This is a genomic window from Cyanobium sp. Aljojuca 7A6 (assembly GCF_024346455.1).
Classification (GTDB): domain Bacteria; phylum Cyanobacteriota; class Cyanobacteriia; order PCC-6307; family Cyanobiaceae; genus Cyanobium.
Map to the genome: position 1 here is coordinate 23,791 of NZ_JAGQCY010000011.1, position 22,494 is coordinate 46,284.

Sequence of the window (22,494 nt, forward strand, 5' to 3'; positions counted from 1 at the left end):
CTACGATCCAGCCATGTTGGAAGCCCGCGCCCACCAGCACCTCAAGGCTCTCCTGCAGCGAGAGGGGGTGGAACGCTGGCCCCATCACCTCACCCTCAGCCGCCTGGTGGCCCGCAGCCTGCGCCGCGTCGACCACACACTGGTGCGCCTGGCCCCCGGCACAGCCCCCAGCTGGTGGATCAGCCTGCTGGTGCCCCTGGCCCTCAGCGAAACGCCCCTGGCCCTGGTGGTCACGCCGGCCCTGCGCCAGCGGTTGCTGTTGGTGGAATGGCCGCGCCTGCGCAGCGTGGGGCTGGAGCTGCCCTGCTGGGAAGGGCCCGGGGCCCCGCCCGGCAGCCGGCTCTGGCTGCTCGACCATCGGGAGCTGGTGGTGGCCTGGCGCAACGGCGAGCTGGGGGAGCGGCAACTGGTGATCCCCGAGGCCGAGACCCTGGAAGTGGCCCTGCGCCAGGCCCTGGAGGTGGAACTGGAGCCCCGTCACTGGGATCAGCTGCGCCGCGCCCAGCCCAGCGCCGAAGCCTGTCTGCTCAACCTGCACGAACGGCTCAGCCGCCGGGTGATGGCCCATCCGCGCTCCCCCCACCGGCTGGTGGCCCTCGCCGACGACGACGAAGCCCCCCTGCGCCACCTGCTGCACTTGCTCGAGCCGCTGCCGGAGCCCTGGCCCCGCTGGCTGAGCGCCGGCGCCGGCTGGAGCAGCTGGGCACGGGTGGATCCCTCGTTGTTGCAGTGGAACCTGCTGCGCCAGCCGCTCGAACCCCTGAGCGAACTGACCGGCCTGCTGGTGGGACGGGGGGCGGTGCTGATCGGTGAGCTGGCCACCGGCCGGGCAGCGGAGGGCCAGCCCGCCTCCGGCGCCGCCCTGGGGCTGGAGCCCGCGGTGGTGCTGGATCTGGCCGATCCCCCCCTTTCCGACCCCTTGCCCCTGTTCGCCCCCCTGCGCCAGCCGCTGCCCAACAGCCCCCACTACGCCCAGCACCTGCTCGAGCAGGGCCGGCGGCTGGTGCTGGGCCAGAGCGGCCTGACGGTGGTGCTGATCGACGATTCGGCCCTCTGCCTGGGCCTGGCCAGCGGCCTGGCCGCCGAGTTCGGCAGCCGGGTGTGCCACCAGAACACGTCACCGGAGAGCAACGGCGTGGTGTGCTGCAGCTGGAGCTGGTGGCTGGAGCACCAGTCACGGCTGCCCCTGCCCTGCCAGGTGGTGGTGGGACTCCTTCCGATCGCCAGCCTGGAGGATCCGCTCACCGCTGCCCGGGTCGGGGTGCTGCGCCAGCAGGGCCGTGACTGGTTCCGGGAACTGCTGCTGCCCGAGGCCCTCAACAGGCTGCAGCGGGGCGTGGCCGGGCTACGGCGCAGCGGCGGTCGGCTGGCGGTGCTGGACGGTCGCCTGCGGGGCCGCAGCTGGGGACGGCTGGTGTTCACCGCCCTTGAGCCCTGGGTCGAACTGGTGCGACTGCGGCCCGACCCCTAGCCTGCCCCCAGTTGCCGTCTGAACCCTGATGGGGGAAGCCAAACGCCGGGCCGACCAGGGACTGCCGCCCCGTGACAAGCCGCGCGTCAGCAAGGCCAGGGACGTCGACACCTCACCCCGGATCGTCACCTGGCTGCCCCTGACACGCAACCAGGCCTCCCGCTTCGTGGCGATCACCACCAAGGGTGCCTGGATCGGCATCGGCGGCCTGGCACTGTTCTGGATCACTGTGCGCTTCATCGGCCCGGCAGCGGGCTGGTGGTCGCTGTCGGACGGCTGAGGGGCCGGGTGCCGGTCTCCACATATGGGCCTTGGCGCCTGGCATGAATCGGAAGAAATTCTTATGATCTGCCAAACGTCATGGACATCTCTCATGTTTCTCCGGCTGGCCGAGCAATACCGCTCGGCCGTTGAGGATCTGATCCTGAGCCTCCAGGCCTTGGCAGTGTCTCTGAAGAAACAGGGCCATGTGGCCACCTGCTACACCTGCGGCGATGGCCGCGACGGCCATGGCGCCTCCTTCGTGGCCGACCTGGGCGACAACCACATGGTGCGGCTGCTCGTCTCCGATTTCGGCATCAGCTGGGTGGAATCCCGCCACGGCCAGGAGCTGGTCAAGCTGGAGGGCGCCGATGCCATCCAGGAACTGCAGCGGGTGGTGCTGGTGCTGCAGCCCGTCGCATCCCCAGAAGGGGCGACTGAAGCCCTGGCGGCCCAGGCCTGAGCCGGGCCTTCCCCACCCCTGGAGCCCGGTGATCAGCCGGCGGCGGGCAGCTCCTCCAACGCAGCGCCGTCTTCACCCACCTGGGGCTTGGACGCCGCCAGCTTGGCCGCCGCCGCCAGCGGCTTCATCGAGTTGGCAGTGACCTCGGAGCCCTCGGTGAGCTTCTTGCGGGTGAGCTGCTCAATCACCTCCTTCGGCCCGGGGTTCTGCTCCAGCCAGGTGATCGTGTTGTCGCGGCCCTGGCCGATGTTGTCGCCTTCGTAGCTGTACCAGGCGCCCTTACGGGTGACCACACCCGTTTCCTCCGCCAGATCCAGCAGACAGCCCAGGGTGCTGATGCCGCGGCCGAAGAGGATGTCGAACTCGGCGATCCGGAAGGGGGGCGCCACCTTGTTCTTGGCCACCTTCACCTTGGCCCGGATGCCGTACTCCTCGGTGCCGCGCTTGAGGGTCTGGATGCGGCGGATGTCGAGCCGCACCGAGGCATAGAACTTGAGAGCGTTGCCGCCGGTGGTGGTTTCCGGGTTGCCGTAGGTGACGCCGATCTTCTGGCGCAGCTGGTTGAGGAAGATCACCGTGCAACCGGATTTGCCGATGTTGCCGGTGATCTTGCGCATGGCCTGGCTCATCAGCCGAGCCTGGCTGCCCACCGCCAGATCGCCCATCTCCCCCTCGATCTCTGCCCGGGGCGTCAGGGCCGCCACCGAGTCGACGACGACGACGTCGACGGCGGCCGAGCGCACCAGCTGGTCGACGATCTCCAGGGCCATCTCGCCGGTGTCCGGCTGGGAGACCAGCAGGTTTTCGATGTCGACCCCCAGGGCGGCGGCATAGACCGGGTCGAGGGCGTGTTCGGCATCGACGAAGGCCGCCACGCCGCCGCGCTTCTGAACCTCGGCAATGGCGTGGAGAGTGAGGGTGGTCTTACCGGAGCTCTCCGGCCCGTAAACCTCCACCACCCTCCCCTTGGGATAACCACCCCCCAGGGCCAGGTCGAGGGTGAGGGCCCCAGTGGGGACCGTTTCCACCCGCATGCGGGAGGCATCCCCCAGCCGCATGATCGAACCCTTGCCGAAATTGCGCTCGATCTGGGTCAGCACCAGGCCCAGGGCCTTGTCGCGCTCCGCAGCGGCCTTGGGGTCGCCGCTGGGGGCGGCGGCGGAGACATAGGAGGTGGACGTGGAGGGAGAGCCGGAGGAAAGAGAGGCCCTGGAATCGGCAGGCATGGTGGGGATGGGTGATGGAACGGGCCGCAGCAGGCCGGAGCCGTCGAGGCGGTGGGTGGAGGCGGAGATGGGCAGCCGGAACCGGGCGCCGTCGTGCGACCTCTGGACAACCAGTGCCACCCGGAGAGGCCGGCGTATCAATGTGTAGTACGGGCGTACTCTAGCGGCTCAGGGCCATTGCGCCAGGGGGGCCTCGAAACCGGCGGGCTCCAGCCAGCGGATCCCCAGGGGGGCCAACCCCTGCCCGTCCCCCGGGCCCAGATACCCCCATGACACCAGATAGCAGCGCACCGCCTCCAGCCCCGGCGTCCGCCGCACCAGTTCCAGGGTGGGACGGCGGTCCTCCACGAACCACAGGGGGCGCTCGCCGGGATCCCGCTCGGCCACCAGCCGCCCCAGCACCGACGGCTTGCTGCCCTGTTCGTGGCCATAGAGGGCCAGGGGCGTCAGACCGGCGGCGGCCAGCAGACGGGCGGCGAAGGCCCCACCCTTGGTGGTGAGCACGGCCCAGTCCGCCCCCTCCTTCGCCAGCCTGCCCAGGCGCGCCTCCACGCCGGGGTAGAAGCGGTGCAGGGCCAGCCAGGCGTCCACGTCGGTGGCGATGGCCTCCTGGCGCAGGCCCTCGAGCGCCCGCTGCAGCTGCTCGGTGCTCCAGCCCCAGCGCTCCAGGGCCCTGGCCAGGAAGGTGTCGTAGTCGGCCAGGGCGGCGTCGAGATCGATGGCGGGCCGTCCCAGTTCGGCGGCCATCAGCACCATTTCCCAACCCTTGTGGATCAGGGGCCGCAGCCGAGCGAAGCCCGCCGGTGCCTGCTCCGGCAGCTGCCAGGCGGCCGGGGCGCTTCGGGCGCCCTCGCCAGCCACCAGGGCCAGGGCCGCCCGCCGGGCCGACCACCAGTATTCGGCCATGCCGTCCACCAGGACGCCATCGAAATCGAACACCAGCAGAGGGCGTTCAGGCACCGGCAGGAAAGAGAGAAAAAACTGGGCCGCTAGGATTCGAACCTAGGAATGTCGGGACCAAAACCCGATGCCTTACCGCTTGGCGACGGCCCAATCAACCCATGGGATGGGAAAGACGTCGGTCTGGTACCGGCGCCTTGCTAGTTACCCACAGCGGCTGGTCCTTCGTCAACTCGCCCGCGTCCACCCTGCCGGCAGGCCCCCTCAGGCGGGAAAGACGCGCAGCCGCTGCTGACGGCCGCGGCCGAACACAGCACTGCGCAGCCCGTAGTGGTGCACCAGCTCGGCCTGCAGGCCCCGCACCGCTTCGCTGCGGGGCAGCAGCTCCACCGGCCGGCCCTGGGGCAGCACCACCTGCTCCACCGCCAGCCGGCATTCCTCCAGGCCCCCATGGGCATCGTCGAGGCGGACTGCGGCGGGGCTGGCCGGATCTTCCCTTGGCGCCTCGCCTCCCCCCTGCCGCCGCTCCAGCAGGCGCTCCATGGCCCGCTGCAGCTGGTGGGGGGTGTCCGACTTGATTACCAGGATCGGCAGGCCGAGGTCGCGGGCCTGGCGCCGCAGCTCCGGATCAAGGCCCAGCTGGCCGCGCACGCTCAGCACCGCATCCGCCTGCTCCGGCTCCTCCACCACCTGAACCGGCAGCTGGCGGCGGCGCACCGCCTCCTCCAGCTGCTGGGCGGCCAGCCCCACCCCGAACACCCGCAGGGCGGCGCTGGCCACCGCTGGCCGGGGCGCCGCAGGATCGGGCAGGGGGACCATCGCCAGAGGGGCAGGGCCCTGGCGCCGGGGGGCCGGGGCGGTGGCCCAGGCGGGCGGAGGGGCCGGGCGGAGGAGGCCGTCGTCGCGCAGCACCAGGCGGCCGTCGCTGCGCAGCTCCCGCACCTGGGGATGGCTGGGCTGGCCGCGCAGCAGCAGGTCCACGGTGCCGGCCACATCGCGGTGCACGAGCCAGCGGTGGCGGCTGTGCATCTCCACCGCCAGGGGGAAGGTGGGCTCGGCCGCCCGTTCCAGCACGGTCTTCTGGGTGCGGCGGCGACGGGCCTCCTCGTCCCCCAGGGTCACCGACTGGATGCCGCCCACCAGGTCGCTGAGGGTGGGGTTGCGGATCAGGTTGGCCAGTTCGTTGCCGTGGGCCGTGGCCACCAGCATCACGCCCCGTTCGGCGATGGTGCGGGCCGCCTGCGCCTCCAGTTCGGTGCCGATCTCATCGATCACGATGACCTCGGGCATGTGGTTCTCCACCGCCTCGATCATCACCTGGTGCTGCAGTTCCGGGCGCGCCACCTGCATCCGCCTGGCCCGCCCGATGGCGGGATGGGGGATGTCGCCGTCACCGGCGATCTCGTTGCTGGTGTCGATCACCACCACCCGGCGCTGCAGGTCGTCGGCGAGCACCCGGGCGATCTCCCGCAGGGCGGTGGTCTTGCCGACCCCGGGGCGGCCCATCAGCAGCAGCGACTGCCCCGTGTCCAGCAGGTCGCGCACCATCGCCACCGTGCCGAACACCGCCCGGCCCACCCGGCAGGTGAGGCCGACCACGTCACCGGTGCGGTTGCGGATGGCGCTGATGCGGTGCAGCGTGCGCTCAATGCCGGCCCGGTTGTCGCCACCGAAGGGACCGAGGCGCTGCAGCACCGCCGCCAGATCGGAGCGCTCGATGGCGTCGGCCCCCAGGGCCAGCACGCGGCCGGGATAGCGGGCCTCCGGCACCCGGCCCAGGTCGAGCACCACCTCCAGCAACCCCTCCCGTTGCTCCGGCCCCGCCAGGGCCCGTTGCACCACGGGCGGCAGAACGGCCAGCAGACGATCCAGATCGTCGGTGACCCGCTGGGCGGAGAGGGAGGGGTGGGGCGAAGGCTCCAGGGGGGCGCCGGGGGGAGCTGCCCATTCGTTCTAGCCAGACCTCAGGGGCCGGCGACATCGCGGGCCAGCCAGGGGCCCACCAGGGCCACGGCGATCTCCAGGGCCCGGGGCCAGAGCCGGGGCACGTCCAGCAGCCGCCGTCCCTCCGCCTGGGCCTCCAGCAGCAGGGGCTGCAACTGCCGCCGGGCCACGCCACCGAAGGCCACCCCGGCCGCCCGCGGCCCGGCGGCGGAGCGTGCCAGCACGGCCAGGGTGTGGGCATTGGTGCCACCGGCCAGCTGCAGCGGCCCCGGCGGCGCCAGCGGACCCAGCCGCTCCAGCAGCCCCACCGCCGCATGGGCCGTGCCGGCCCCCACATCCCCGCTCATCGGTCGCCCATCCAGCTGCCAGAGCGGCCGGAAGCCGACCCCGCGCAGCAGGCGGAAACGCTGCCAGAGCTCCGCCGCCAGCCCCTCGGCCGTGGCGCCCCCCTCCAGGCCGGCGCTGACCGCCACCCGGCGCAGGCCCACACCGCTGGCGGCCAGCTGCGCCACCCGTTCGGCGAAGGCCTCCAACCGCCCGGGCTGGGTGTGCAGCTCCACCGCGTCGGGGGCCAGCTGCGCCAGCAGGGCCCCCACGGCAGCCGGCTCCAGCACCTGGCTGCGCTCCTCGATCAGCCCCAGGGGACAGGCGGGCAGGCAGCGGCCGCAGCCGTAGCAGCGCGCCGCCACCACGCCGTGTTCATCGATGGCCAGGGCGGGGCAGACCCGCTCGCAGGGCCTCGGGCAGGAGGGCGGACAGCGCCGCGCATCGAACCAGGCCTTGCGGAAGTGGGGATCGAGGCCATCACTGAGGCTGACCATCAGCCACGGGCGCGCCGCGCCATGGGCTTCGGCCCAGGCCAGGCCGCGCCGGGTGGCGGCCACCACGGCAGGATCGGCCGCCACATCGATGCAGTGCACCCCGGCCAGGGCATGGATGCCGGCCAGATCCTCGATGGCAGCCAGATCCTGGTTGCTGGCTCCGCCGATCAGCTTCACCCAGCCCCCCCGGGCCAGGGCCTGCTCCGGGTCCCGGGCCATGCATCGGTTTGGCAACGGGATAGTCCGATCCTGGCACCGCCTCGGGGCTCAGCCGCCCTGGGGCAGCTCCGGCGCCGCCGCGGGCTGGGCGAGCCCCAGGCGGTTCGCCAGCCAGGGGGCCGTGAACCCCTGCAGGCCCACGGTCATCAGAATGGTCAGGAACACCAGCCCCTTGAGGGCGCCGCCGCCGGGGACCTCGGCCCGGTCCAGCTCGAGGGCGAAGAGGCTGACCACCGCCGCGGTGACGATGCCCCGCGGGGCGATCCAGCTGAGCAGCGCCTTCTCCTTCCAGTCGAGGCTGGGCAGGCCCAGGCCCGTCAGCTGGATCAGCGGCCAGCGCGCCAGCATCAGGGCCACGACGCAGCCCACGCCTCCCAGGCCGAGGGGGCTCAGCTCCGCCCAGGAGACATCGGCCGCCAGCAGGGGAAACAGCACGGTGATGGCCAGCATGGCCAGCTGGCGAATCAGTGCATCGAGCTGGGTCGCGGCCGCATCGAGGCGCAGTCCCACCACCACCCCGGCGCTCACCGCCGCCGGCAAGCCCGATTCCGGCAGCAGGGCCTCACAGCCGCTGAACATCAGAAAGAGAGCCCCCAGGGTGAGCTGCAGTTCGAGGCCGTTGGCTTCCGCCAGGGCAGACCCCTCCCCCCCCCTGGTCGTCGCCAGGGTGCCGAGCCGCCGCAGAGCCTCCGAAAGCAGCAGCCCCGCCAGGGCGCCGAGGGCCACCCCGCCCCCCAGGCGCAGCAACAGCCGGGAGGCCACCTCCTGCCAGCCGCCGAAATCGCCCAGGGTCACCTGGAGCAGCACCAGGCCCAGCACGGCGCTGACAGGTTCGAGGATCAGTCCTTCCGCCTCCAGCAGCTGGCCCAGCTTCGGAGCCAGGCGCAGCTGGCGCACCATCGGCGTGACCACCGTGGGACCGGTGGCCAGGGCGATCGCGCCATAAACCAGCGACAGGGACCAGGGCAGACCCGCCAGGGCGTGGGCCAACAGGGCGGCCACAGGCAGCCCCAACACCAGGCGCACCAGCACCAGCTGGAGCACCGAGCGTTGCAGGTCGCGGCCGGCCAGGCGCAGGTTGAGCCCACCATCGAAGAGCACCAGGCTCACCAGCAGACCCACCAAGGGCTCCAGGCCGGCTCCGAGGTTCTCGGGATGGACGATGTCGAAGCCGGCATGGCCCGCCAGCAGACCCATGCCCAACAGCAGCACCACCGCAGGCTGGCCGGTGACCCAGGCCGTGGCCTGGGCGAGGGAGCCGGCGAAGAAGGCCGAACCCCAGATCAGTGCCAGCCGCTCACTCAACGTCAGGGGAGTCCGCGGGACGGGCCCAGGCTATGGGGTGGACCCGGCTCAGGCAGGAACGAGCTGCTCCAGCGGCTGCCAACGCAGGGCCCGGGCGCCTCCCATCTCCACCACCAGCTTCAGCCGCGATTCGCGGCGGCAGAGGTCGCAGAGGGCGCTGAGCTCGGAGCTGCTGAGCACCTGACCCTCCAGCAGCCACAGCAGCACCGGCCCATCGCCGGCCAGCTGGGGGCCCAGCAGGGGCATCACCCGCTGCACCTCGCCCACGGCGGCCGCCCGGCCGACGCTGTGGTGGCCCAGGTGGGGCGGACGGATGCCATGCAACTGCAGGAGATAGGCCTCCGGATCGCCCAGCCCCCGGGCGGAGGTGAGGTGCGCCCGGTAGCCGGCCGCCCGCAGCCGCCGCAGCAGCCGGGTATCGGCGCCCCCCTCCAGGGGGACGAACAGGGCGAGGGCGCCGCAGCGCTCCAGCTCGGTGCGGAAACCACGGCCGGTCATCAGCAGAGGCATCGGGAGCGGCAGGCGGATCGCCGGCTGAGTCTGGCAGCCGGTGAGGGGCCCGGGGGTGGTGGTGCACACCATGGGGTAGTGTTGCTTCTTGTGCTGATGATCTGTGCCCGTCCGCTAGCCGGGCCTCCAGAGAACAGCACGGGGTTTGTCACTGGTGACGAACCCTTCCTGGCCCGTACGACTCCTGCCGCGCTCGTCGCTGCTGTGATCGTCGGGATACTGCCCGAGGCCTCCACGCTTCCGGCAAGTCCCAGCCCGCTGATTCGCCTCGCTAGCCCCTGACCTTCGGGTCAATCTGCGATTCCACGAATTCAGCCCCCCGCCGCCCAGCGGGTCCTCCAAGGGTTTCGGGCCTCGGCCCTTGATCCATGGCGGCACGCCGCGGCCGTCCAGCTGGTGTTGTTCTCCCTCCCATGTCCATCGGCATTCTCGGGAAGAAGCTGGGTATGTCCCAGTTCTTCGACGAAGAAGGCAAATCCATTCCGGTCACCTTGATCGAAGCGGGTCCCTGCCGCATCACCCAACTCAAGAGCGAAGCCACCGACGGTTACACCGCGGTGCAGCTCGGCTTCGGCGACATCCGCGAGAAGCTCGTCAACAAGCCCGCCAAGGGCCACCTGGCCAAATCCGGTGAGGAGCCCCTGCGGCACCTCAAGGAATACCGGCTGGAGGCCATCGATGGCCTTGAGCTGGGAGCGCCCGTCACCGTCGGTGACTTCAGCCCCGGCCAGAAAGTTGACGTCAGCGGCGACACGATCGGTCGCGGCTTCTCAGGCTTGCAGAAGCGTCACGGCTTCAGCCGTGGCCCCATGAGCCACGGTTCCAAGAACCACCGCGAACCAGGCTCCATCGGCGCCGGCACCACCCCCGGCCGGGTCTACCCCGGCAAGCGGATGGCTGGCCGTTACGGCGGCAAGCAGATCACCACCCGCGGCCTCACCATCCTCAAGGTGGATGCGGAACGCAATCTGCTGGTCGTGAAGGGCTCGGTACCCGGCAAGCCCGGCGCCCTGCTCGACATCCGCCCGGCCCGGCGGGTTGGCGTCCCCGCCGCGAACTGAGGAGAACACCCATGACTGACTGTGTGATTCGCGACTGGCAAGGCAAGGAGAGCGGCAAGGCTCCCCTCGACCTCAAGGTCGCCAAGGAAACATCCGCCAACGGTCTGCTGCACAGGGCCGTGGTGCGCCAGCTGGCCCATGCCCGTCAGGGCACCGCCAGCACCCTTACCCGTGCCGAAGTGGCCGGCGGCGGACGCAAGCCCTACAAGCAGAAAGGCACCGGCCGGGCCCGCCAGGGCTCGATCCGCACCCCCTTGCGGCCCGGCGGTGGCGTGATCTTCGGACCCAAGCCCCGCAGCTATGCCGTGGCGATGAACCGCAAGGAGCGTCGCCTGGCCCTGCGCACCGCCCTGATGAGCCGCGTCGCGGACATCACCGTGGTGAAGGGCTTCGGCGCCGGACTGGACACGCCGAAGACCAAGGAGATCATCGCCGCCCTGTCCCGCTTCGGCATCGAGGCCGGCGACAAGGTGCTGCTGATCCTCGACGGTGCCCCCGAAGCGGTGACCCGCTCGGTGCGCAACCTCGAGAAGGTGAAGCTGATCGCCGCTGATCAGCTCAACGTGTTCGATCTGCTCCATGCCAACAAGCTGGTGCTCAGCGAAGAGGCACTGGCGAAGATTCAGGAGGTCTACGGCGATGTCTGAGCGTTTTGCAGGCCGGCTGGCGGACGTGATCCGCCGCCCGCTGATCACTGAGAAGGCCACCCGGGCCATCGAGATCAACCAGTACACCTTTGAGGTGGACCATCGGGCCGCCAAGCCCGACATCAAGGCGGCCGTCGAGCATCTGTTCGACGTCAAGGTTGTCGGCGTCAGCACCATGAATCCCCCCCGCCGCTCCCGTCGGGTGGGCCGCTTCGCCGGCAAACGCGCCCAGGTGAAGAAAGCAGTGGTGCGCCTTGCCGAAGGCAACGCCATCCAGTTGTTCCCTGAGTCCTGAGGGATCTGAAACGTCATGGCAATCCGTAACTACAGGCCCATCACTCCCGGCACCCGCACGCTGGTCGTCACCGACTTCAGCGACATCACGGGCAAGAACCGGGAGCGGGGCCTGGTGGTGTCCAAGCACCGCCACAAGGGCCGCAACAACCGCGGCGTGATCACCTGCCGCCACCGCGGCGGTGGCCACAAGCGCCTCTACCGCATCGTCGACTTCCGTCGCGATAAGCACGGGGTGAGTGCCAAGGTGGCCGCCATCCACTACGACCCGCATCGCAACGCCCGTCTGGCGCTGCTTTATTACACCGACGGCGAGAAGCGCTACATCCTGGCGCCCGCCAACGTGGCCGTGGGCCAGAGCGTCATCTCCGGACCCGAGGCCCCGATCGAGAACGGCAACGCCCTGCCCCTCTCGGCCATCCCCCTGGGCTCAAGCGTTCACAACGTCGAGCTCTACGCCGGTCGCGGTGGCCAGATGGTGCGCACCGCCGGGGCCAGTGCCCAGGTGGTGGCCAAGGAAGGGGACTACGTCGCCCTCAAGCTGCCCTCCACCGAGGTGCGGCTGGTGCGCCGGGAGTGCTACGCCACCCTCGGTGAGGTCGGCAATTCCGAACAACGCAACACCAGCCTTGGCAAGGCCGGCCGCAAGCGCTGGCTGGGCCGCCGTCCGCAAGTTCGCGGCAGCGTGATGAACCCCTGCGACCACCCCCACGGGGGCGGCGAAGGCCGGGCACCGATCGGCCGGTCCGGTCCTGTCACGCCCTGGGGCAAGCCCGCCCTGGGCCTCAAGACCCGCAAGCGCAACAAGCCGAGCAACCGGTTCGTGCTGCGGAAACGACGCCGCACCTCCAAACGGAGCCGTGGCGGACGCGACTCCTGATGACCCACACCGCTCTGCTGTTCGCCTGATCCGCCATGGGACGCTCACTCAAAAAAGGCCCGTTCGTCGCCGACCACCTGCTTCGCAAGGTGGAGAGGCAGAACGCTGCCGACGACAAGACCGTGATCAAAACCTGGTCACGGGCCTCCACCATCCTGCCGATGATGATCGGCCACACCATTGCCGTTCACAACGGCAAGGCCCACGTGCCCGTCTACGTGACGGAGCAGATGGTGGGCCACAAGCTGGGCGAATTCGCCCCCACCCGCACATTCCGCGGTCACATCAAAGACAAGAAGGGAGGCCGCTGATCCGATGGCAACCACCACACCCGACACCCAGGCCCTGGCACACGGCCGCTTCATCCGCGGTTCCGTGTCGAAGGTTCGCCGGGTTCTCGATCAGATCCGGGGTCGCACCTACCGCGACGCCCTGATCATGCTCGAGTTCATGCCCTACCGCTCCACCGGCCCGATCACCAAGGTGCTCCGCTCTGCGGTCGCCAATGCCGAGCACAACCTCGGCCTCGATCCGGCCACCCTGGTCATCTGCCAGGCCAGTGCCGACATGGGACCCTCCCTGAAGCGGTTCCGGCCCCGAGCCCAGGGCCGCGCCTTCGCCATCAAGAAACAGACCTGCCACATCAGCATTGCTGTGGCAGCGCCCACCGCCTGACCCCCGAGGACACCGCCCGATGGGACACAAGATCCATCCAACCGGCCTGCGCCTGGGGATCACCCAGGATCACCGCTCCCGCTGGTACGCCCCAAGCAAGACCTATCCCGTCCTCCTTCAGGAGGACGACCGGATCCGGTCGTTCATCAACAAGAAGTACGCCGCCGCCGGCATCAGCGACGTGCTGATCGCCCGTAAGGCCGACCAGCTCGAAGTGGAACTCAAGACCGCCCGTCCGGGCGTTCTTGTGGGCCGCCAGGGCAGCGGCATCGAGGAGCTGCGCGCCGGCATCCAGAAGACCCTCGGCGATGCCCACCGTCAGGTGCGCATCAATGTGGTCGAGGTGGAGCGGGTCGACGCTGACGCCTTCCTGCTGGCCGAGTACATCGCCCAGCAGCTGGAGAAGCGGGTGGCCTTCCGGCGCGTCATGCGCATGGCGGTGCAACGCGCCCAGCGGGCCGGGGTGCTGGGTCTCAAACTCCAGGTGAGCGGCCGCCTCAACGGCGCCGAAATCGCCCGGACGGAGTGGACCCGCGAGGGTCGCGTGCCCCTGCACACGCTCCGCGCCGACATCGACTACGCCACCAAGGTGGCCACCACCACCTACGGGGTCCTGGGCATCAAGGTCTGGGTGTTCAAAGGGGAGGTGCTTCCCGGTCAGCAAGATCAGCTGCCCGTGGGTGGAGCACCGAAACGCCGGGCCAACCGCCGGCCGCAACAGTTTGAAGACCGCTCCAATGAGGAGTGATCAGGAGGCCTGAACCATGCTGAGTCCAAAACGCGTCAAGTTCCGAAAACAGCAGCGAGGCCGTATGCGCGGCGTCGCCACGCGCGGCAACACGATCGCCTTCGGCGATTTCGCCCTGCAGGCCCAGGAGTGCGGGTGGATCACCTCCCGTCAGATCGAAGCCAGCCGCCGTGCCATGACCCGCCATGTCAAGCGGGGGGGCAAGATCTGGATCCGGATCTTCCCCGACAAGCCCGTCACCATGCGACCGGCCGAAACCCGCATGGGTTCCGGTAAGGGCAACCCGGAGTTCTGGGTGGCCGTGATCAAGCCGGGCCGCATTCTCTTCGAGATGGGTGGACCCGAGATCACGCCCGAAATCGCCAAGGAAGCCATGCGTCTGGCCCAGTACAAACTGCCGGTCAAGACGAAGTTCCTCGCCCTGGCCGATCAGGTGGCAACCGCCCCCGAACCCGCCCTCGCAGTGGAGTCCTGACCATGGCCCGTCCCACCATCACCGACGTGCGTTCGCTCAGCGACGCCCAGATCGGCGAACAGATCGACGGCGTCCGTCGCGAACTGTTCGACCTCCGCTTCCAGCAGGCCACCCGCCGTCTGGAGCACCCGCACCGCTTCAAGGAGGCCCGCATCAAGCTGGCCCACCTGCTGACGGTGCAGGAGGAGCGTCAGCGCTCCACCGTCGCCTCCTGATTCCCCCCTCGATCCCCATGGCACTCAAGGAAAGGGTCGGCACCGTCGTCAGCGACAAGATGGACAAAACGGTGGTGGTGGCGGTGGAAAACCGCTTCCCTCACCCCATCTATCAGAAGACCGTCCGCCGCACCACCCGCTACAAAGCCCACGACGAAGCCAACAGCTGCCGCGTGGGCGACAGGGTCCGCATCACCGAGACCCGTCCCCTCAGCCGCACCAAACGTTGGGCCGTGGCCGAAGTTCTCTCCACAACCAGCGCCGGCTGAGGAACCCCCCATGATTCAGCAGGAAACCTTCCTCAACGTCGCTGACAACAGCGGCGCCAAGCGCATCCAATGCATCCGGGTGCTCGGCACCAACCGTCGCTACGCCCACGTGGGCGATGTGATCGTGGCCGCCGTCAAGGACGCCATGCCCAACATGGGCGTCAAGAAGTCGGACGTGGTCAAGGCCGTGGTGGTGCGCACCCGGGCCACGCTGCGCCGTGACACCGGCAACGCCATCCGATTCGACGACAACGCCGCGGTGATCCTGGGCAACGACAACAACCCCAAGGGCACCCGGGTCTTCGGTCCGGTCGCCAGGGAGCTGCGCGAGCGCAACTTCACCAAGATCGTGTCCCTCGCTCCGGAGGTGATCTGAGATGGCTGCCGCAACCCCCAAGGCCAGGCCCGTTGAGCGCATCAAGATGCGCATCCGCAAAGGTGACACCGTCCAGGTGATCGCCGGCAAGGATCGGGGCAAGACCGGTGAGGTGCTCCGCACCCTCCCCAACGAGAACCGTGTCGTGGTGCAGGGCATCAACCTGCGCACCCGCCACGTCAAACCCGCCCAGGAAGGCGAGACCGGCCGCATCGTCACCGAGGAAGCGTCCCTGCACGCCTCCAACGTGATGCTGTATTCCACCGCCAACAAGGTCGCCAGCCGGGTGGGAATCGTCGTCCAGGACGACGGCAGCAAGAAGCGCCGTCTCAAGAAGACCGGGGAGGTGATCGACTGACCACCCCCCACCGCGTCGCCCCCCACGCCCCACCGTGCGACGTTCCCCCCGCTCCGCGTCCCTGCTCCCCTCCCCCGTCCGCCTTCTGACCACGTCCAGAAGCGCCCCCCCATCCCCCCGTCATGTCACTCAAACAGCGCTATCGGGAGACGATCCAGCCCAAGCTGCTGAAGGATCTCAACCTCTCCAACGTCCACGAGGTTCCCAAGGTGGTCAAGGTCACCGTCAACCGGGGCCTCGGTGAAGCCGCCCAGAACGCCAAGTCCCTTGAGGCTTCGATCACCGAACTGGCGACCATCACCGGTCAGAAGGTGGTGGTGACCCGCGCCAAGAAGGCCATCGCCGGCTTCAAGATCCGCCAGGGCATGCCGATCGGCGTGGCCGTCACCCTGCGGGGCGAGCGGATGTATGCCTTCCTGGAGCGTCTCATCCACCTGGCGCTGCCACGCATCCGCGACTTCCGCGGCGTGAGCCCCAAGAGCTTCGACGGACGGGGCAATTACACCCTGGGGATCCGGGAGCAGATCATCTTCCCCGAGATCTCCTTCGACAAGATCGATGCCATCCGGGGGATGGACGTCACGATCGTGACCAACGCCCGTAACGACGAAGAGGGCCGGGCCCTCCTCCGCGAAATGGGAATGCCGTTCCGCAATACCTGAGCCCCCTCCCGGACACGACCATGGCCAACCACGACCCAGTTTCAGACATGCTCACGCGCCTTCGCAACGCGAGTGAGAAGCGCCACGAGCGCACCAGGATTCCCGCCTCGCGGCTTTCCCGCAGCATCGCCAACGTGCTGCAGCAGGAAGGTTTCATCGCCGCCATCGCCGAAGAAGGCGAAGGCGTGCAGCGCCAGCTGGTGCTTGAGCTGAAATACAGCGGCAAGCACCGCCAGCCCACCATCCGCTCCGTGCAGCGGGTGAGCAAGCCCGGCCTGCGCATCTACAAAAACACCCGCCAGCTGCCCAAGGTGCTGGGCGGCCTCGGCGTGGCGATCATCTCCACCTCCCGGGGTGTGATGAGCGACCGTGATGCCCGCAAGCAGGGCGTCGGCGGCGAAGTGCTCTGCTACGTCTACTGATCCCAGGAGTTGTTCCATGTCTCGTATCGGTAAAGCCCCGATCCCCATTCCCGACAAGGTCACCGTCAGCCTCAATGGCCTGGCGGTCACCGTGAAGGGACCCAAAGGGGAACTCAGCCGCGTTCTCCCGGAGGGCGTCAGCGTCAGCCAGGACGCCGGCACGGTGGTGGTGAGTCCCACCAGCACCCACCGTCGCTCCCGCGAGCGCCACGGCCTCAGCCGCACCCTCGTCGCCAACATGGTGGAAGGGGTCAGCCAAGGCTTCACCCGCAAGCTCGAGATCGTCGGCGTCGGCTACCGCGCCCAGGTCCAGGGGCGCAAGCTCGTGGTCAGCGCCGGCTACAGCCACCCGGTGGAGATGGTCCCCCCCGAAGGGGTCACCTTCTCGGTCGAGAACAACACCTCGGTCTTCGTCTCCGGCCCCGACAAGGAGCTGGTGGGCAACGAGGCGGCCAAGATCCGCGGCATTCGTCCGCCCGAGCCCTACAAAGGCAAAGGCATCAAGTACGAAGGTGAGCGGATTCTGCGCAAGGCCGGCAAGACCGGCAAGAAATGAGGTCTGCTCGAGCGTCAACCGTCTGATCCCCCATGTCTACCCTCTCCCGCAAACAGCAGACCCAGAAGCGTCACCGCCGCCTGCGTCGTCTGCTCTCCGGCACCGCCAACCGTCCCAGGCTGGCCGTGTTCCGCTCCAACAATCACATCTACGCCCAGGTCATCGACGACGACGCCCAGAGCACCCTCTGCGCTGCGTCCACCCTCGACAAGGACCTGCGCACCAGCGTCCAGGCCAGTTCCACCTGTGACGCCTCCGTCGCCGTGGGCCAGCTCGTCGCCCAGCGCGCCCTCGCCAAGGGTATTCAGCAGGTGGTCTTCGATCGCGGCGGCAACCTGTACCACGGCAGGGTCAAGGCCCTTGCTGACGCCGCCCGGGAAGCGGGCCTTCAGTTCTGATCCCTGCTCTCACCATGACCGAAACCAACGACCAGATCCAGACCGGCGCCGTACCTGCGGCCTCCGACGTCCCCGCCGCTGCTGAAGGCCAGCAGGAGCAGCGCCGGGGCGGCGGTGGCGGTGGCCGCGGCGATGCCAAGGGCGACCGCCGGGGCGGCGGCGGCCGTGGCCGCGATAACCGCCGCGGCCAGGAACGCGACTCCGAATGGCAGGAGCGGGTGGTTCAGATCCGCCGTGTCTCCAAGACCGTCAAGGGCGGCAAGAAGATGAGCTTCCGGGCCATCGTCGTCGTCGGCAACGAGCGCGGCCAGGTGGGCGTGGGCGTCGGTAAGGCCGGCGATGTCATCGGCGCCGTCCGCAAGGGCGTGGCCGATGGCAAGAAGCATCTGGTCAAGGTGCCCCTCACCCGTAACAGTTCGATCCCCACCCTCAGCAACGGCCGCGACGGCGCCGCCAGCGTGCTGATCCGGCCGGCTGCCCCCGGTACCGGGGTGATCGCGGGCGGTTCGATCCGCACCGTGCTCGAACTGGCCGGTATCAAAAACGTGCTGGCGAAGCGGCTGGGCTCCAAGACCCCGCTCAACAACGCCCGCGCCGCCATGCAGGCCCTCGAAGGCCTGCGCACCCACAAGGAGACCGCCAAGGAGCGGGGCATCTCCCTCGAGCAGATTTACTCCTGAGGCCCGCCATGACGTCCTTCTCTCTCAACAACCTCCAGCCCCAGAAGGGGTCCCGCAAGCGCAAGCTGCGCAAGGGTCGCGGCATCGCCGCCGGCCAGGGCGCCAGCTGCGGCTTCGGCATGCGCGGGCAGAAGTCCCGCTCCGGCAGCCCCACCCGCCCCGGCTTCGAGGGTGGCCAGATGCCCCTCTACCGCCGGATTCCGAAGCTCAAGCACTTCCCGGTCATCAACCCCACCCACTACACCGTGATCAACGTGTCACGGCTGGGTGAGCTGAAGGCGGGCAGCACCGTCAGCCTCGACTCCCTGGAGCAGGCCGGCCTGGTCACCAGCCCCCGTTACCCGCTCAAGGTGCTCGGCAATGGCGAACTCACGGTGAAACTGACGGTCCAGGCCGCCGCTTTCACCGCCTCGGCCCGCGCCAAGATCGAAGCCGCCGGCGGCAGCTGCGAGATCATCGGCTGAGCCCGGGCCGTTGCCCTGCCTCCAGCCCGGAGCCGTCTGCCCGTAGCCTTGTGCTGCGGCAGGCGGCTCCGGTCGTATCGACCCGTCCCATCCACTCCCGACATCACCATGCTCCTCAGCAGGGGGCGCAATCCGAGCGCCGCTGAAATCCTCGTCCAGCTGGTCCAGTCGAAGGGCCTGCGGGATCGGGTGCTCACCACCCTGGGCCTGCTGCTGCTGGTGCGACTCGGCATCTACATCCCGGTGCCCGGCATCGACCGGGTGGCCTTCCAGGACTTCATCCGCCAGGGCGGCCAGCTGATCGGCTTCCTGGACATCTTCACCGGCGGCGGCCTGTCCACCCTGGGCGTGTTCGCCCTGGGCATCCTGCCCTTCATCAATGCCTCGATCATCATCCAGCTGATGACGGCGGCCCTGCCCCAGCTCGAGGAGCTGCAGAAGAACGAAGGCGAGGCCGGCCGCCGCAAGCTGGCCCAGATCACCCGTTACGTGGCCCTGGGCTGGGGCATCCTGCAGAGCATCGTTTTTGCCCTGATCCTGCGGCAATACGCCCTGCCGGGCCTTCCCGAATGGCTGTTCGTCGTCCAGACGAGTCTGGCCCTGGTCACCGGTTCGATGGTGGTGATGTGGGTCAGTGAGGTGATCACCGAACGGGGCATCGGCCAGGGGGCCTCCCTGGTGATCTTCATCAACATCGTGGCCACCCTGCCCAAGGCCCTGGGCTCCACCATCCAGCTGGCCCAGAGCGGCGACCGCGCCACGGTGGGCGGCATCGTCGTCCTCGTGCTGGTCTTCCTGGTGACGATCGTGGGGATCATCTTTCTTCAGGAAGGCAGTCGCCGCATCCCGATCGTGAGCGCCAAGCGCCAGGTGGGCGGTGCCAGCACCCTGGCCTCACGCCAGAGCTATCTGCCCCTGAAGCTCAACGCCGGCGGCGTCATGCCGATCATTTTCGCCTCGGCCGTGGTGTTCCTGCCGCTCACCATCGCCAATCTCACCAAAAGTGCCTGGCTGATCCGGGTGGCGGGCTATCTCAACCCCACCAGCAGCACCCCCTGGGTCTATGCCCTGGTGTACTTCGCCCTGATCTGCGGCTTCGCCTTCTTCTACGCCTCCCTCACCGTCAACCCGGTGGACATCGCCACCAACCTGAAACGCTCCGGCGTCGCCATCCCCGGGGTGCGCCCCGGCTCGGCCACCGCCGACTACCTCTCGGGCGTGTCCAACCGACTCACCCTGCTGGGCGGCCTGTTCCTGGGCGCCATCGCCATCATTCCCTCGGCCGTGGAGGGGGCCACCCAGGTGCGCACCTTCCAGGGCCTGGGGGCCACCTCCCTGCTGATCCTGGTGGGCGTGGCGATCGACACCGCCAAGCAGGTCCAGACCTACGTGATCTCCCAGCGTTACGAAGGACTGGTCAGGCAGTAGCCCCCTTTCCCCGTCTTCCCTCCCATGAAACAGCGTCTCCTCTTCCTCGGCCCCCCCGGCGCCGGCAAGGGCACCCAGGCCGAGCTCCTGGCCGAACACCACCAGCTGCTGCACCTCTCCACCGGTGAACTGCTGCGGGCGGAGGTGAAGGCCGGCAGCGCCCTGGGCCAGGAGGCGGAGGCGGTGATGGCCCGCGGCGAGCTGGTCAGCGATGCCCTGGTGCTGGCCATCGTGCGCAGCCGCCTGGAGGGGCACCAGGGGGGCTGGCTCCTGGATGGTTTTCCCCGCAACCTGGCCCAGGCGGAAGCCCTCGACGGGCTGCTGGCCGAGCTTGACCAGCGCATCGAACGGGTGCTGCTGCTGGAGCTGGAGGACGGGGTGCTGATCCAGCGCCTGCTCTCCCGCGGCCGGGCCGACGACAACGAAACGGTGATCCGCAACCGCCTGGTGGTGTACCAGGAGCAGACCGCCCCCCTCATCGACCACTACCGCCAGCTGGGCCTGCTCCGCAGCGTTGAAGCCTCCGGCACGGTGGCGGAGATCGGGGCGAGGATCGTAGCCAGCCTTGTTGACTGATGTGATAAGGTAGCTGTTTGCAAATTCGGAGAGCACAACGCCCATGAAGGTGCGTGCCTCAGTCAAGAAGATGTGCGACAAATGCCGGGTGATTCGTCGCCACGGCAGGGTCATGGTGATCTGCACCAACCCGAAGCACAAGCAGCGTCAGGGTTGACTCCCCACGCCATCACGGCTGCCGCCTTCGGCCGCCACCCCCATTGCCCTCTGATCGTTTCCTGACGTGGCTCGGATCGCCGGTGTCGATATCCCTCGTGACAAGAGGGTTGAGATCTCACTCACTTACGTGTACGGGATCGGGCTCACCAGGGCCCGCAAAATTCTCGCCAAATCGGGGGTCAGCCCCGACATCCGGGTGAAGGACCTCAGCGATGGCGACGTGCAGAAGCTGCGCGGCGCCGCCGATTCCTTCGTGCTCGAGGGCGACCTGCGCCGCGAAGAGGGCATGGCCCTCAAGCGCCTGCAGGACATCGGCTGCCTGCGGGGTCGCCGCCATCGCATGGGACTGCCCGTGCGTGGTCAGCGCACCCGCACCAACGCCCGTACCCGCCGCGGCGCCCGCAAGACCGTGGCCGGCAAGAAGAAGTGAGTTCCGGTCCTCCGGGCCCATTCTCCCCTCTCTGCCTGCATTCCTTCCCGGCCCGTGGCCCCTCGCGGCAGCCACCGGGCCCGAGTCCCGCCGGCCTCCCTCTCCGGAGGCCGTCACCGGGACTCCCCCCCAGTCCTCCGATCACCTCCCTGCCTTTGCAGGGTCACCGCCATGGCCAAACCAGCCAAGAAGACAGGCCCCAAGAAGGCCAAGCGCAACGTCCCCAACGGGGTCGCGCACATCCAGAGCACCTTCAACAACACGATCGTCTCCATCACCGATACCGCCGGTGAAGTGGTGAGTTGGTCGTCAGCCGGTGCGAGCGGCTTCAAGGGAGCCCGCAAGGGCACACCCTTCGCCGCCCAGACCGCCGCCGAAGCGGCCGCCCGCCGGGCCCTCGAGCAAGGCATGCGTCAGATCGAAGTGCTGGTGCGCGGTCCCGGCTCCGGGCGAGAAACCGCCATCCGGGCGCTGCAGGTGGCCGGTCTCGAGATCACCCTGATCCGCGACGTCACCCCCCTGCCCCACAACGGTTGCCGCCGGGCCAAGCGTCGCCGGGTCTGAGTCTTCCGGACTCCTCCGGCCTCCCGCCCGATTCCCCCAGGGCCGCTGTCGCGGCCACCTTCCCTTTCTCACCTCCTCAGACCGTGTTGCACTACCAGATCGATCGGGTCGAGCACCAGGTTGCCGACGACCGTTCCCAGACGGGCGTCTTCCTGATCGGCCCCCTGGATCGGGGCCAGGCAACCACCCTCGGCAACGCCCTGCGGCGCGTGCTGATCGGTGGGCTCGAAGGAAGCGCCATCACGGCGGTGCGTCTCTCCGGGGTCAACCACGAGTACGCCACGGTGCCAGGTGTGCGCGAGGACGTGCTCGACATCCTGCTCAACTGCAAGTCGGTTCCCGTCAACAGCCGCAGCCGTGATCTGGAGATCGGCCGCCTGATGGTCAACGGTCCGGCGCGGGTCACCGCCTCGGATCTGCAGTTCTCCCCCCAGGTGCAGGTCATCGATGGCGATCGGGAGATCGCCACCGTGGCCGAGGGCCACAGCCTGGAGATGGAAGTCCACGTGGAGCGTGGCATCGGTTACCGGCCGGTGGATCGCCACAACGAAGACACCACCGCCATCGACCTGCTCCAGATCGACGCGGTCTTCATGCCGGTGCGCCGGGTCAACTACACCGTCGATGAAACGGCGGTCGGCGAAGGCGGTTCGGCCCATGAGCGCCTGCGCATCGAGATCGAGACCAACGGCAGCGTCACCCCCGACGACGCCATGGCCCAGGCCGCCAACCAGCTGATGGAGCTGTTCCAGCCCCTGGCCACCCTCACCATGACCGAGGAGCCCGGCCTGGAGCCCGAGCCTTCGGCCGAGGCCCAGATCCCCCTGGAGGAACTGAACCTCTCCGTCCGCGCCTACAACTGTCTGAAGCGGGCCCAGGTCAACTCCGTCTCCGACCTCATGGGCTTCAGCTACGAAGACCTCCTGGAGATCAAGAACTTCGGATCCAAGTCCGCCGACGAGGTGATCGAGGCTCTCGAGAGGATCGGCATCTCCCTGCCCCAGAGCCGCACCAGCGGCTGAAAGGCGGTTTCCCCT

Annotated in this window: 33 protein-coding genes and 1 tRNA gene; 27 read left to right on the plus strand and 7 right to left on the minus strand. The window is 68.9% G+C overall.

What is annotated here, in order from left to right:
* Window positions 1-13: 13 nt before the first annotated feature.
* The 3 genes from KBY95_RS10665 (at window position 14) to KBY95_RS10675 (ending at window position 2,195) form a co-directional block, all read left to right on the plus strand.
* The gene (locus tag KBY95_RS10665) at window positions 14-1,471 is read left to right on the plus strand and encodes a helicase (RefSeq protein WP_254964999.1); all 1,458 of its coding nucleotides are present in this window, start codon (window positions 14-16) and stop codon (window positions 1,469-1,471) included.
* Window positions 1,472-1,499: 28 nt separating this feature from the next.
* Window positions 1,500-1,751 carry a DUF2839 domain-containing protein gene (locus KBY95_RS10670; protein WP_254965000.1) on the plus strand — a complete coding sequence of 84 codons (252 nt, stop codon included), beginning with the start codon at window positions 1,500-1,502 and terminating at the stop codon, window positions 1,749-1,751.
* 93 nt (window positions 1,752-1,844) lie between these two features.
* Window positions 1,845-2,195: a DUF1815 family protein gene (locus KBY95_RS10675; RefSeq protein WP_254965001.1), complete on the plus strand. Its 351-nt coding sequence runs from the start codon at window positions 1,845-1,847 to the stop codon at window positions 2,193-2,195.
* A gap of 32 nt (window positions 2,196-2,227) precedes the next feature.
* Here the strand turns inward: KBY95_RS10675 and recA are convergent, their stop codons facing one another.
* From recA to KBY95_RS10710, 7 genes are all read right to left on the minus strand, one after another.
* A complete protein-coding gene (gene recA / locus KBY95_RS10680) occupies window positions 2,228-3,421 on the minus strand; it encodes a recombinase RecA (RefSeq protein WP_254965057.1) in 1,194 nt (397 codons plus the stop codon).
* A gap of 168 nt (window positions 3,422-3,589) precedes the next feature.
* A complete protein-coding gene (locus KBY95_RS10685) occupies window positions 3,590-4,381 on the minus strand; it encodes an HAD family hydrolase (protein ID WP_254965002.1) in 792 nt (263 codons plus the stop codon).
* A gap of 21 nt (window positions 4,382-4,402) precedes the next feature.
* Window positions 4,403-4,474: transfer RNA gene (locus tag KBY95_RS10690), tRNA-Gln, on the minus strand.
* 111 nt (window positions 4,475-4,585) lie between these two features.
* A complete protein-coding gene (locus KBY95_RS10695) occupies window positions 4,586-6,172 on the minus strand; it encodes an AAA family ATPase (protein ID WP_261353650.1) in 1,587 nt (528 codons plus the stop codon).
* A 113-nt stretch (window positions 6,173-6,285) separates the two neighbouring features.
* On the minus strand, window positions 6,286-7,305 hold the full coding sequence (locus KBY95_RS10700; protein WP_254965004.1) for an LdpA C-terminal domain-containing domain: 1,020 nt from the start codon (window positions 7,303-7,305) through the stop codon (window positions 6,286-6,288).
* A gap of 48 nt (window positions 7,306-7,353) precedes the next feature.
* Window positions 7,354-8,610, minus strand: coding sequence for a sodium:proton antiporter (locus KBY95_RS10705; protein ID WP_254965005.1), 1,257 nt, complete (start codon window positions 8,608-8,610; stop codon window positions 7,354-7,356).
* A gap of 48 nt (window positions 8,611-8,658) precedes the next feature.
* Window positions 8,659-9,120: an NAD(P)H-quinone oxidoreductase subunit N gene (locus KBY95_RS10710; RefSeq protein ID WP_254965058.1), complete on the minus strand. Its 462-nt coding sequence runs from the start codon at window positions 9,118-9,120 to the stop codon at window positions 8,659-8,661.
* A 413-nt stretch (window positions 9,121-9,533) separates the two neighbouring features.
* Here KBY95_RS10710 and rplC point away from each other — a divergent pair, with 413 nt between their 5' ends.
* From rplC to KBY95_RS10830, 24 genes are all read left to right on the plus strand, one after another.
* Window positions 9,534-10,181, plus strand: coding sequence for a 50S ribosomal protein L3 (gene rplC / locus KBY95_RS10715; protein ID WP_254965006.1), 648 nt, complete (start codon window positions 9,534-9,536; stop codon window positions 10,179-10,181).
* Between the two features lie 11 nt (window positions 10,182-10,192).
* Window positions 10,193-10,828, plus strand: coding sequence for a 50S ribosomal protein L4 (gene rplD / locus KBY95_RS10720; RefSeq protein ID WP_254951742.1), 636 nt, complete (start codon window positions 10,193-10,195; stop codon window positions 10,826-10,828).
* Entirely contained in the window at window positions 10,821-11,123 is a 303-nt protein-coding gene (locus KBY95_RS10725) for a 50S ribosomal protein L23 (protein ID WP_094586023.1), read from the plus strand. Before rplD ends, KBY95_RS10725 begins: the two co-directional genes overlap by 8 nt.
* A 15-nt stretch (window positions 11,124-11,138) precedes the next feature.
* A complete protein-coding gene (rplB, locus tag KBY95_RS10730) occupies window positions 11,139-12,002 on the plus strand; it encodes a 50S ribosomal protein L2 (protein WP_254965007.1) in 864 nt (287 codons plus the stop codon).
* A 35-nt stretch (window positions 12,003-12,037) separates the two neighbouring features.
* Window positions 12,038-12,313, plus strand: coding sequence for a 30S ribosomal protein S19 (gene rpsS / locus KBY95_RS10735; RefSeq protein ID WP_216902559.1), 276 nt, complete (start codon window positions 12,038-12,040; stop codon window positions 12,311-12,313).
* A 4-nt stretch (window positions 12,314-12,317) separates the two neighbouring features.
* A complete protein-coding gene (rplV, locus tag KBY95_RS10740; RefSeq protein ID WP_254951737.1) occupies window positions 12,318-12,677 on the plus strand; it encodes a 50S ribosomal protein L22 in 360 nt (119 codons plus the stop codon).
* Window positions 12,678-12,696: 19 nt separating this feature from the next.
* Window positions 12,697-13,425 (plus strand): 30S ribosomal protein S3, encoded by a 729-nt coding sequence (gene rpsC / locus KBY95_RS10745; protein ID WP_254965008.1) that lies wholly within the window; start codon window positions 12,697-12,699, stop codon window positions 13,423-13,425.
* Between the two features lie 16 nt (window positions 13,426-13,441).
* Window positions 13,442-13,900, plus strand: coding sequence for a 50S ribosomal protein L16 (gene rplP, locus KBY95_RS10750; RefSeq protein ID WP_254965011.1), 459 nt, complete (start codon window positions 13,442-13,444; stop codon window positions 13,898-13,900).
* Between the two features lie 2 nt (window positions 13,901-13,902).
* Entirely contained in the window at window positions 13,903-14,115 is a 213-nt protein-coding gene (rpmC, locus tag KBY95_RS10755; RefSeq protein WP_254965012.1) for a 50S ribosomal protein L29, read from the plus strand.
* Window positions 14,116-14,132: 17 nt separating this feature from the next.
* Entirely contained in the window at window positions 14,133-14,384 is a 252-nt protein-coding gene (gene rpsQ / locus KBY95_RS10760) for a 30S ribosomal protein S17 (RefSeq protein ID WP_015109409.1), read from the plus strand.
* Between the two features lie 10 nt (window positions 14,385-14,394).
* The gene (rplN, locus tag KBY95_RS10765; RefSeq protein WP_015109410.1) at window positions 14,395-14,760 is read left to right on the plus strand and encodes a 50S ribosomal protein L14; all 366 of its coding nucleotides are present in this window, start codon (window positions 14,395-14,397) and stop codon (window positions 14,758-14,760) included.
* Window position 14,761: 1 nt separating this feature from the next.
* On the plus strand, window positions 14,762-15,118 hold the full coding sequence (gene rplX, locus KBY95_RS10770) for a 50S ribosomal protein L24 (protein WP_254951731.1): 357 nt from the start codon (window positions 14,762-14,764) through the stop codon (window positions 15,116-15,118).
* 122 nt (window positions 15,119-15,240) lie between these two features.
* On the plus strand, window positions 15,241-15,780 hold the full coding sequence (rplE, locus tag KBY95_RS10775) for a 50S ribosomal protein L5 (RefSeq protein WP_254951729.1): 540 nt from the start codon (window positions 15,241-15,243) through the stop codon (window positions 15,778-15,780).
* 20 nt (window positions 15,781-15,800) lie between these two features.
* Window positions 15,801-16,202 (plus strand): 30S ribosomal protein S8, encoded by a 402-nt coding sequence (rpsH, locus tag KBY95_RS10780; RefSeq protein WP_254965013.1) that lies wholly within the window; start codon window positions 15,801-15,803, stop codon window positions 16,200-16,202.
* A gap of 16 nt (window positions 16,203-16,218) precedes the next feature.
* Complete coding sequence (rplF, locus tag KBY95_RS10785) at window positions 16,219-16,758, plus strand: 50S ribosomal protein L6 (RefSeq protein WP_254965014.1); 540 nt, start codon at window positions 16,219-16,221, stop codon at window positions 16,756-16,758.
* 32 nt (window positions 16,759-16,790) lie between these two features.
* Window positions 16,791-17,156, plus strand: coding sequence for a 50S ribosomal protein L18 (gene rplR / locus KBY95_RS10790; protein ID WP_254965015.1), 366 nt, complete (start codon window positions 16,791-16,793; stop codon window positions 17,154-17,156).
* Window positions 17,157-17,170: 14 nt separating this feature from the next.
* Complete coding sequence (gene rpsE, locus KBY95_RS10795; RefSeq protein WP_254965016.1) at window positions 17,171-17,836, plus strand: 30S ribosomal protein S5; 666 nt, start codon at window positions 17,171-17,173, stop codon at window positions 17,834-17,836.
* 8 nt (window positions 17,837-17,844) lie between these two features.
* A complete protein-coding gene (gene rplO, locus KBY95_RS10800) occupies window positions 17,845-18,300 on the plus strand; it encodes a 50S ribosomal protein L15 (RefSeq protein WP_254965017.1) in 456 nt (151 codons plus the stop codon).
* 108 nt (window positions 18,301-18,408) lie between these two features.
* Window positions 18,409-19,728 carry a preprotein translocase subunit SecY gene (gene secY / locus KBY95_RS10805; RefSeq protein ID WP_254965018.1) on the plus strand — a complete coding sequence of 440 codons (1,320 nt, stop codon included), beginning with the start codon at window positions 18,409-18,411 and terminating at the stop codon, window positions 19,726-19,728.
* A 24-nt stretch (window positions 19,729-19,752) separates the two neighbouring features.
* Window positions 19,753-20,304 (plus strand): adenylate kinase, encoded by a 552-nt coding sequence (locus tag KBY95_RS10810; protein WP_254965019.1) that lies wholly within the window; start codon window positions 19,753-19,755, stop codon window positions 20,302-20,304.
* Between the two features lie 43 nt (window positions 20,305-20,347).
* Entirely contained in the window at window positions 20,348-20,461 is a 114-nt protein-coding gene (gene rpmJ / locus KBY95_RS10815; RefSeq protein ID WP_006173336.1) for a 50S ribosomal protein L36, read from the plus strand.
* A 66-nt stretch (window positions 20,462-20,527) separates the two neighbouring features.
* Window positions 20,528-20,893: a 30S ribosomal protein S13 gene (rpsM, locus tag KBY95_RS10820; RefSeq protein ID WP_094586010.1), complete on the plus strand. Its 366-nt coding sequence runs from the start codon at window positions 20,528-20,530 to the stop codon at window positions 20,891-20,893.
* A gap of 171 nt (window positions 20,894-21,064) precedes the next feature.
* On the plus strand, window positions 21,065-21,457 hold the full coding sequence (gene rpsK, locus KBY95_RS10825) for a 30S ribosomal protein S11 (RefSeq protein ID WP_094586009.1): 393 nt from the start codon (window positions 21,065-21,067) through the stop codon (window positions 21,455-21,457).
* An 83-nt stretch (window positions 21,458-21,540) separates the two neighbouring features.
* Window positions 21,541-22,479 carry a DNA-directed RNA polymerase subunit alpha gene (locus KBY95_RS10830; RefSeq protein WP_254945560.1) on the plus strand — a complete coding sequence of 313 codons (939 nt, stop codon included), beginning with the start codon at window positions 21,541-21,543 and terminating at the stop codon, window positions 22,477-22,479.
* The last annotated feature ends 15 nt before the right edge of the window (window positions 22,480-22,494 follow it).

What these genes read in the sequence shown, in the direction of transcription:
- rplC (WP_254965006.1), top strand. Translation starts at nt 9,534, where the DNA reads ATGTCCATCGGCATTCTCGGGAAGAAGCTGGGTATGTCCCAGTTCTTC.
- rpsS (WP_216902559.1), top strand. Translation starts at nt 12,038, where the DNA reads ATGGGACGCTCACTCAAAAAAGGCCCGTTCGTCGCCGACCACCTGCTT.
- rplR (WP_254965015.1), top strand. Translation starts at nt 16,791, where the DNA reads ATGTCTACCCTCTCCCGCAAACAGCAGACCCAGAAGCGTCACCGCCGC.
- KBY95_RS10710 (WP_254965058.1), bottom strand. Translation starts at nt 9,120, where the DNA reads ATGCCTCTGCTGATGACCGGCCGTGGTTTCCGCACCGAGCTGGAGCGC.
- recA (WP_254965057.1), bottom strand. Translation starts at nt 3,421, where the DNA reads ATGCCTGCCGATTCCAGGGCCTCTCTTTCCTCCGGCTCTCCCTCCACG.
- rplF (WP_254965014.1), top strand. Translation starts at nt 16,219, where the DNA reads ATGTCTCGTATCGGTAAAGCCCCGATCCCCATTCCCGACAAGGTCACC.
- rpsC (WP_254965008.1), top strand. Translation starts at nt 12,697, where the DNA reads ATGGGACACAAGATCCATCCAACCGGCCTGCGCCTGGGGATCACCCAG.
- rpsH (WP_254965013.1), top strand. Translation starts at nt 15,801, where the DNA reads ATGGCCAACCACGACCCAGTTTCAGACATGCTCACGCGCCTTCGCAAC.
- rplB (WP_254965007.1), top strand. Translation starts at nt 11,139, where the DNA reads ATGGCAATCCGTAACTACAGGCCCATCACTCCCGGCACCCGCACGCTG.
- KBY95_RS10670 (WP_254965000.1), top strand. Translation starts at nt 1,500, where the DNA reads ATGGGGGAAGCCAAACGCCGGGCCGACCAGGGACTGCCGCCCCGTGAC.
- rpmC (WP_254965012.1), top strand. Translation starts at nt 13,903, where the DNA reads ATGGCCCGTCCCACCATCACCGACGTGCGTTCGCTCAGCGACGCCCAG.
- rpsQ (WP_015109409.1), top strand. Translation starts at nt 14,133, where the DNA reads ATGGCACTCAAGGAAAGGGTCGGCACCGTCGTCAGCGACAAGATGGAC.
- rplN (WP_015109410.1), top strand. Translation starts at nt 14,395, where the DNA reads ATGATTCAGCAGGAAACCTTCCTCAACGTCGCTGACAACAGCGGCGCC.
- rplV (WP_254951737.1), top strand. Translation starts at nt 12,318, where the DNA reads ATGGCAACCACCACACCCGACACCCAGGCCCTGGCACACGGCCGCTTC.
- rplD (WP_254951742.1), top strand. Translation starts at nt 10,193, where the DNA reads ATGACTGACTGTGTGATTCGCGACTGGCAAGGCAAGGAGAGCGGCAAG.
- KBY95_RS10665 (WP_254964999.1), top strand. Translation starts at nt 14, where the DNA reads ATGTTGGAAGCCCGCGCCCACCAGCACCTCAAGGCTCTCCTGCAGCGA.
- KBY95_RS10725 (WP_094586023.1), top strand. Translation starts at nt 10,821, where the DNA reads ATGTCTGAGCGTTTTGCAGGCCGGCTGGCGGACGTGATCCGCCGCCCG.
- rpmJ (WP_006173336.1), top strand. Translation starts at nt 20,348, where the DNA reads ATGAAGGTGCGTGCCTCAGTCAAGAAGATGTGCGACAAATGCCGGGTG.
- KBY95_RS10810 (WP_254965019.1), top strand. Translation starts at nt 19,753, where the DNA reads ATGAAACAGCGTCTCCTCTTCCTCGGCCCCCCCGGCGCCGGCAAGGGC.
- KBY95_RS10675 (WP_254965001.1), top strand. Translation starts at nt 1,845, where the DNA reads ATGTTTCTCCGGCTGGCCGAGCAATACCGCTCGGCCGTTGAGGATCTG.
- secY (WP_254965018.1), top strand. Translation starts at nt 18,409, where the DNA reads ATGCTCCTCAGCAGGGGGCGCAATCCGAGCGCCGCTGAAATCCTCGTC.
- rplE (WP_254951729.1), top strand. Translation starts at nt 15,241, where the DNA reads ATGTCACTCAAACAGCGCTATCGGGAGACGATCCAGCCCAAGCTGCTG.
- rpsK (WP_094586009.1), top strand. Translation starts at nt 21,065, where the DNA reads ATGGCCAAACCAGCCAAGAAGACAGGCCCCAAGAAGGCCAAGCGCAAC.
- rplP (WP_254965011.1), top strand. Translation starts at nt 13,442, where the DNA reads ATGCTGAGTCCAAAACGCGTCAAGTTCCGAAAACAGCAGCGAGGCCGT.
- rpsE (WP_254965016.1), top strand. Translation starts at nt 17,171, where the DNA reads ATGACCGAAACCAACGACCAGATCCAGACCGGCGCCGTACCTGCGGCC.
- rplO (WP_254965017.1), top strand. Translation starts at nt 17,845, where the DNA reads ATGACGTCCTTCTCTCTCAACAACCTCCAGCCCCAGAAGGGGTCCCGC.
- KBY95_RS10700 (WP_254965004.1), bottom strand. Translation starts at nt 7,305, where the DNA reads ATGGCCCGGGACCCGGAGCAGGCCCTGGCCCGGGGGGGCTGGGTGAAG.
- rplX (WP_254951731.1), top strand. Translation starts at nt 14,762, where the DNA reads ATGGCTGCCGCAACCCCCAAGGCCAGGCCCGTTGAGCGCATCAAGATG.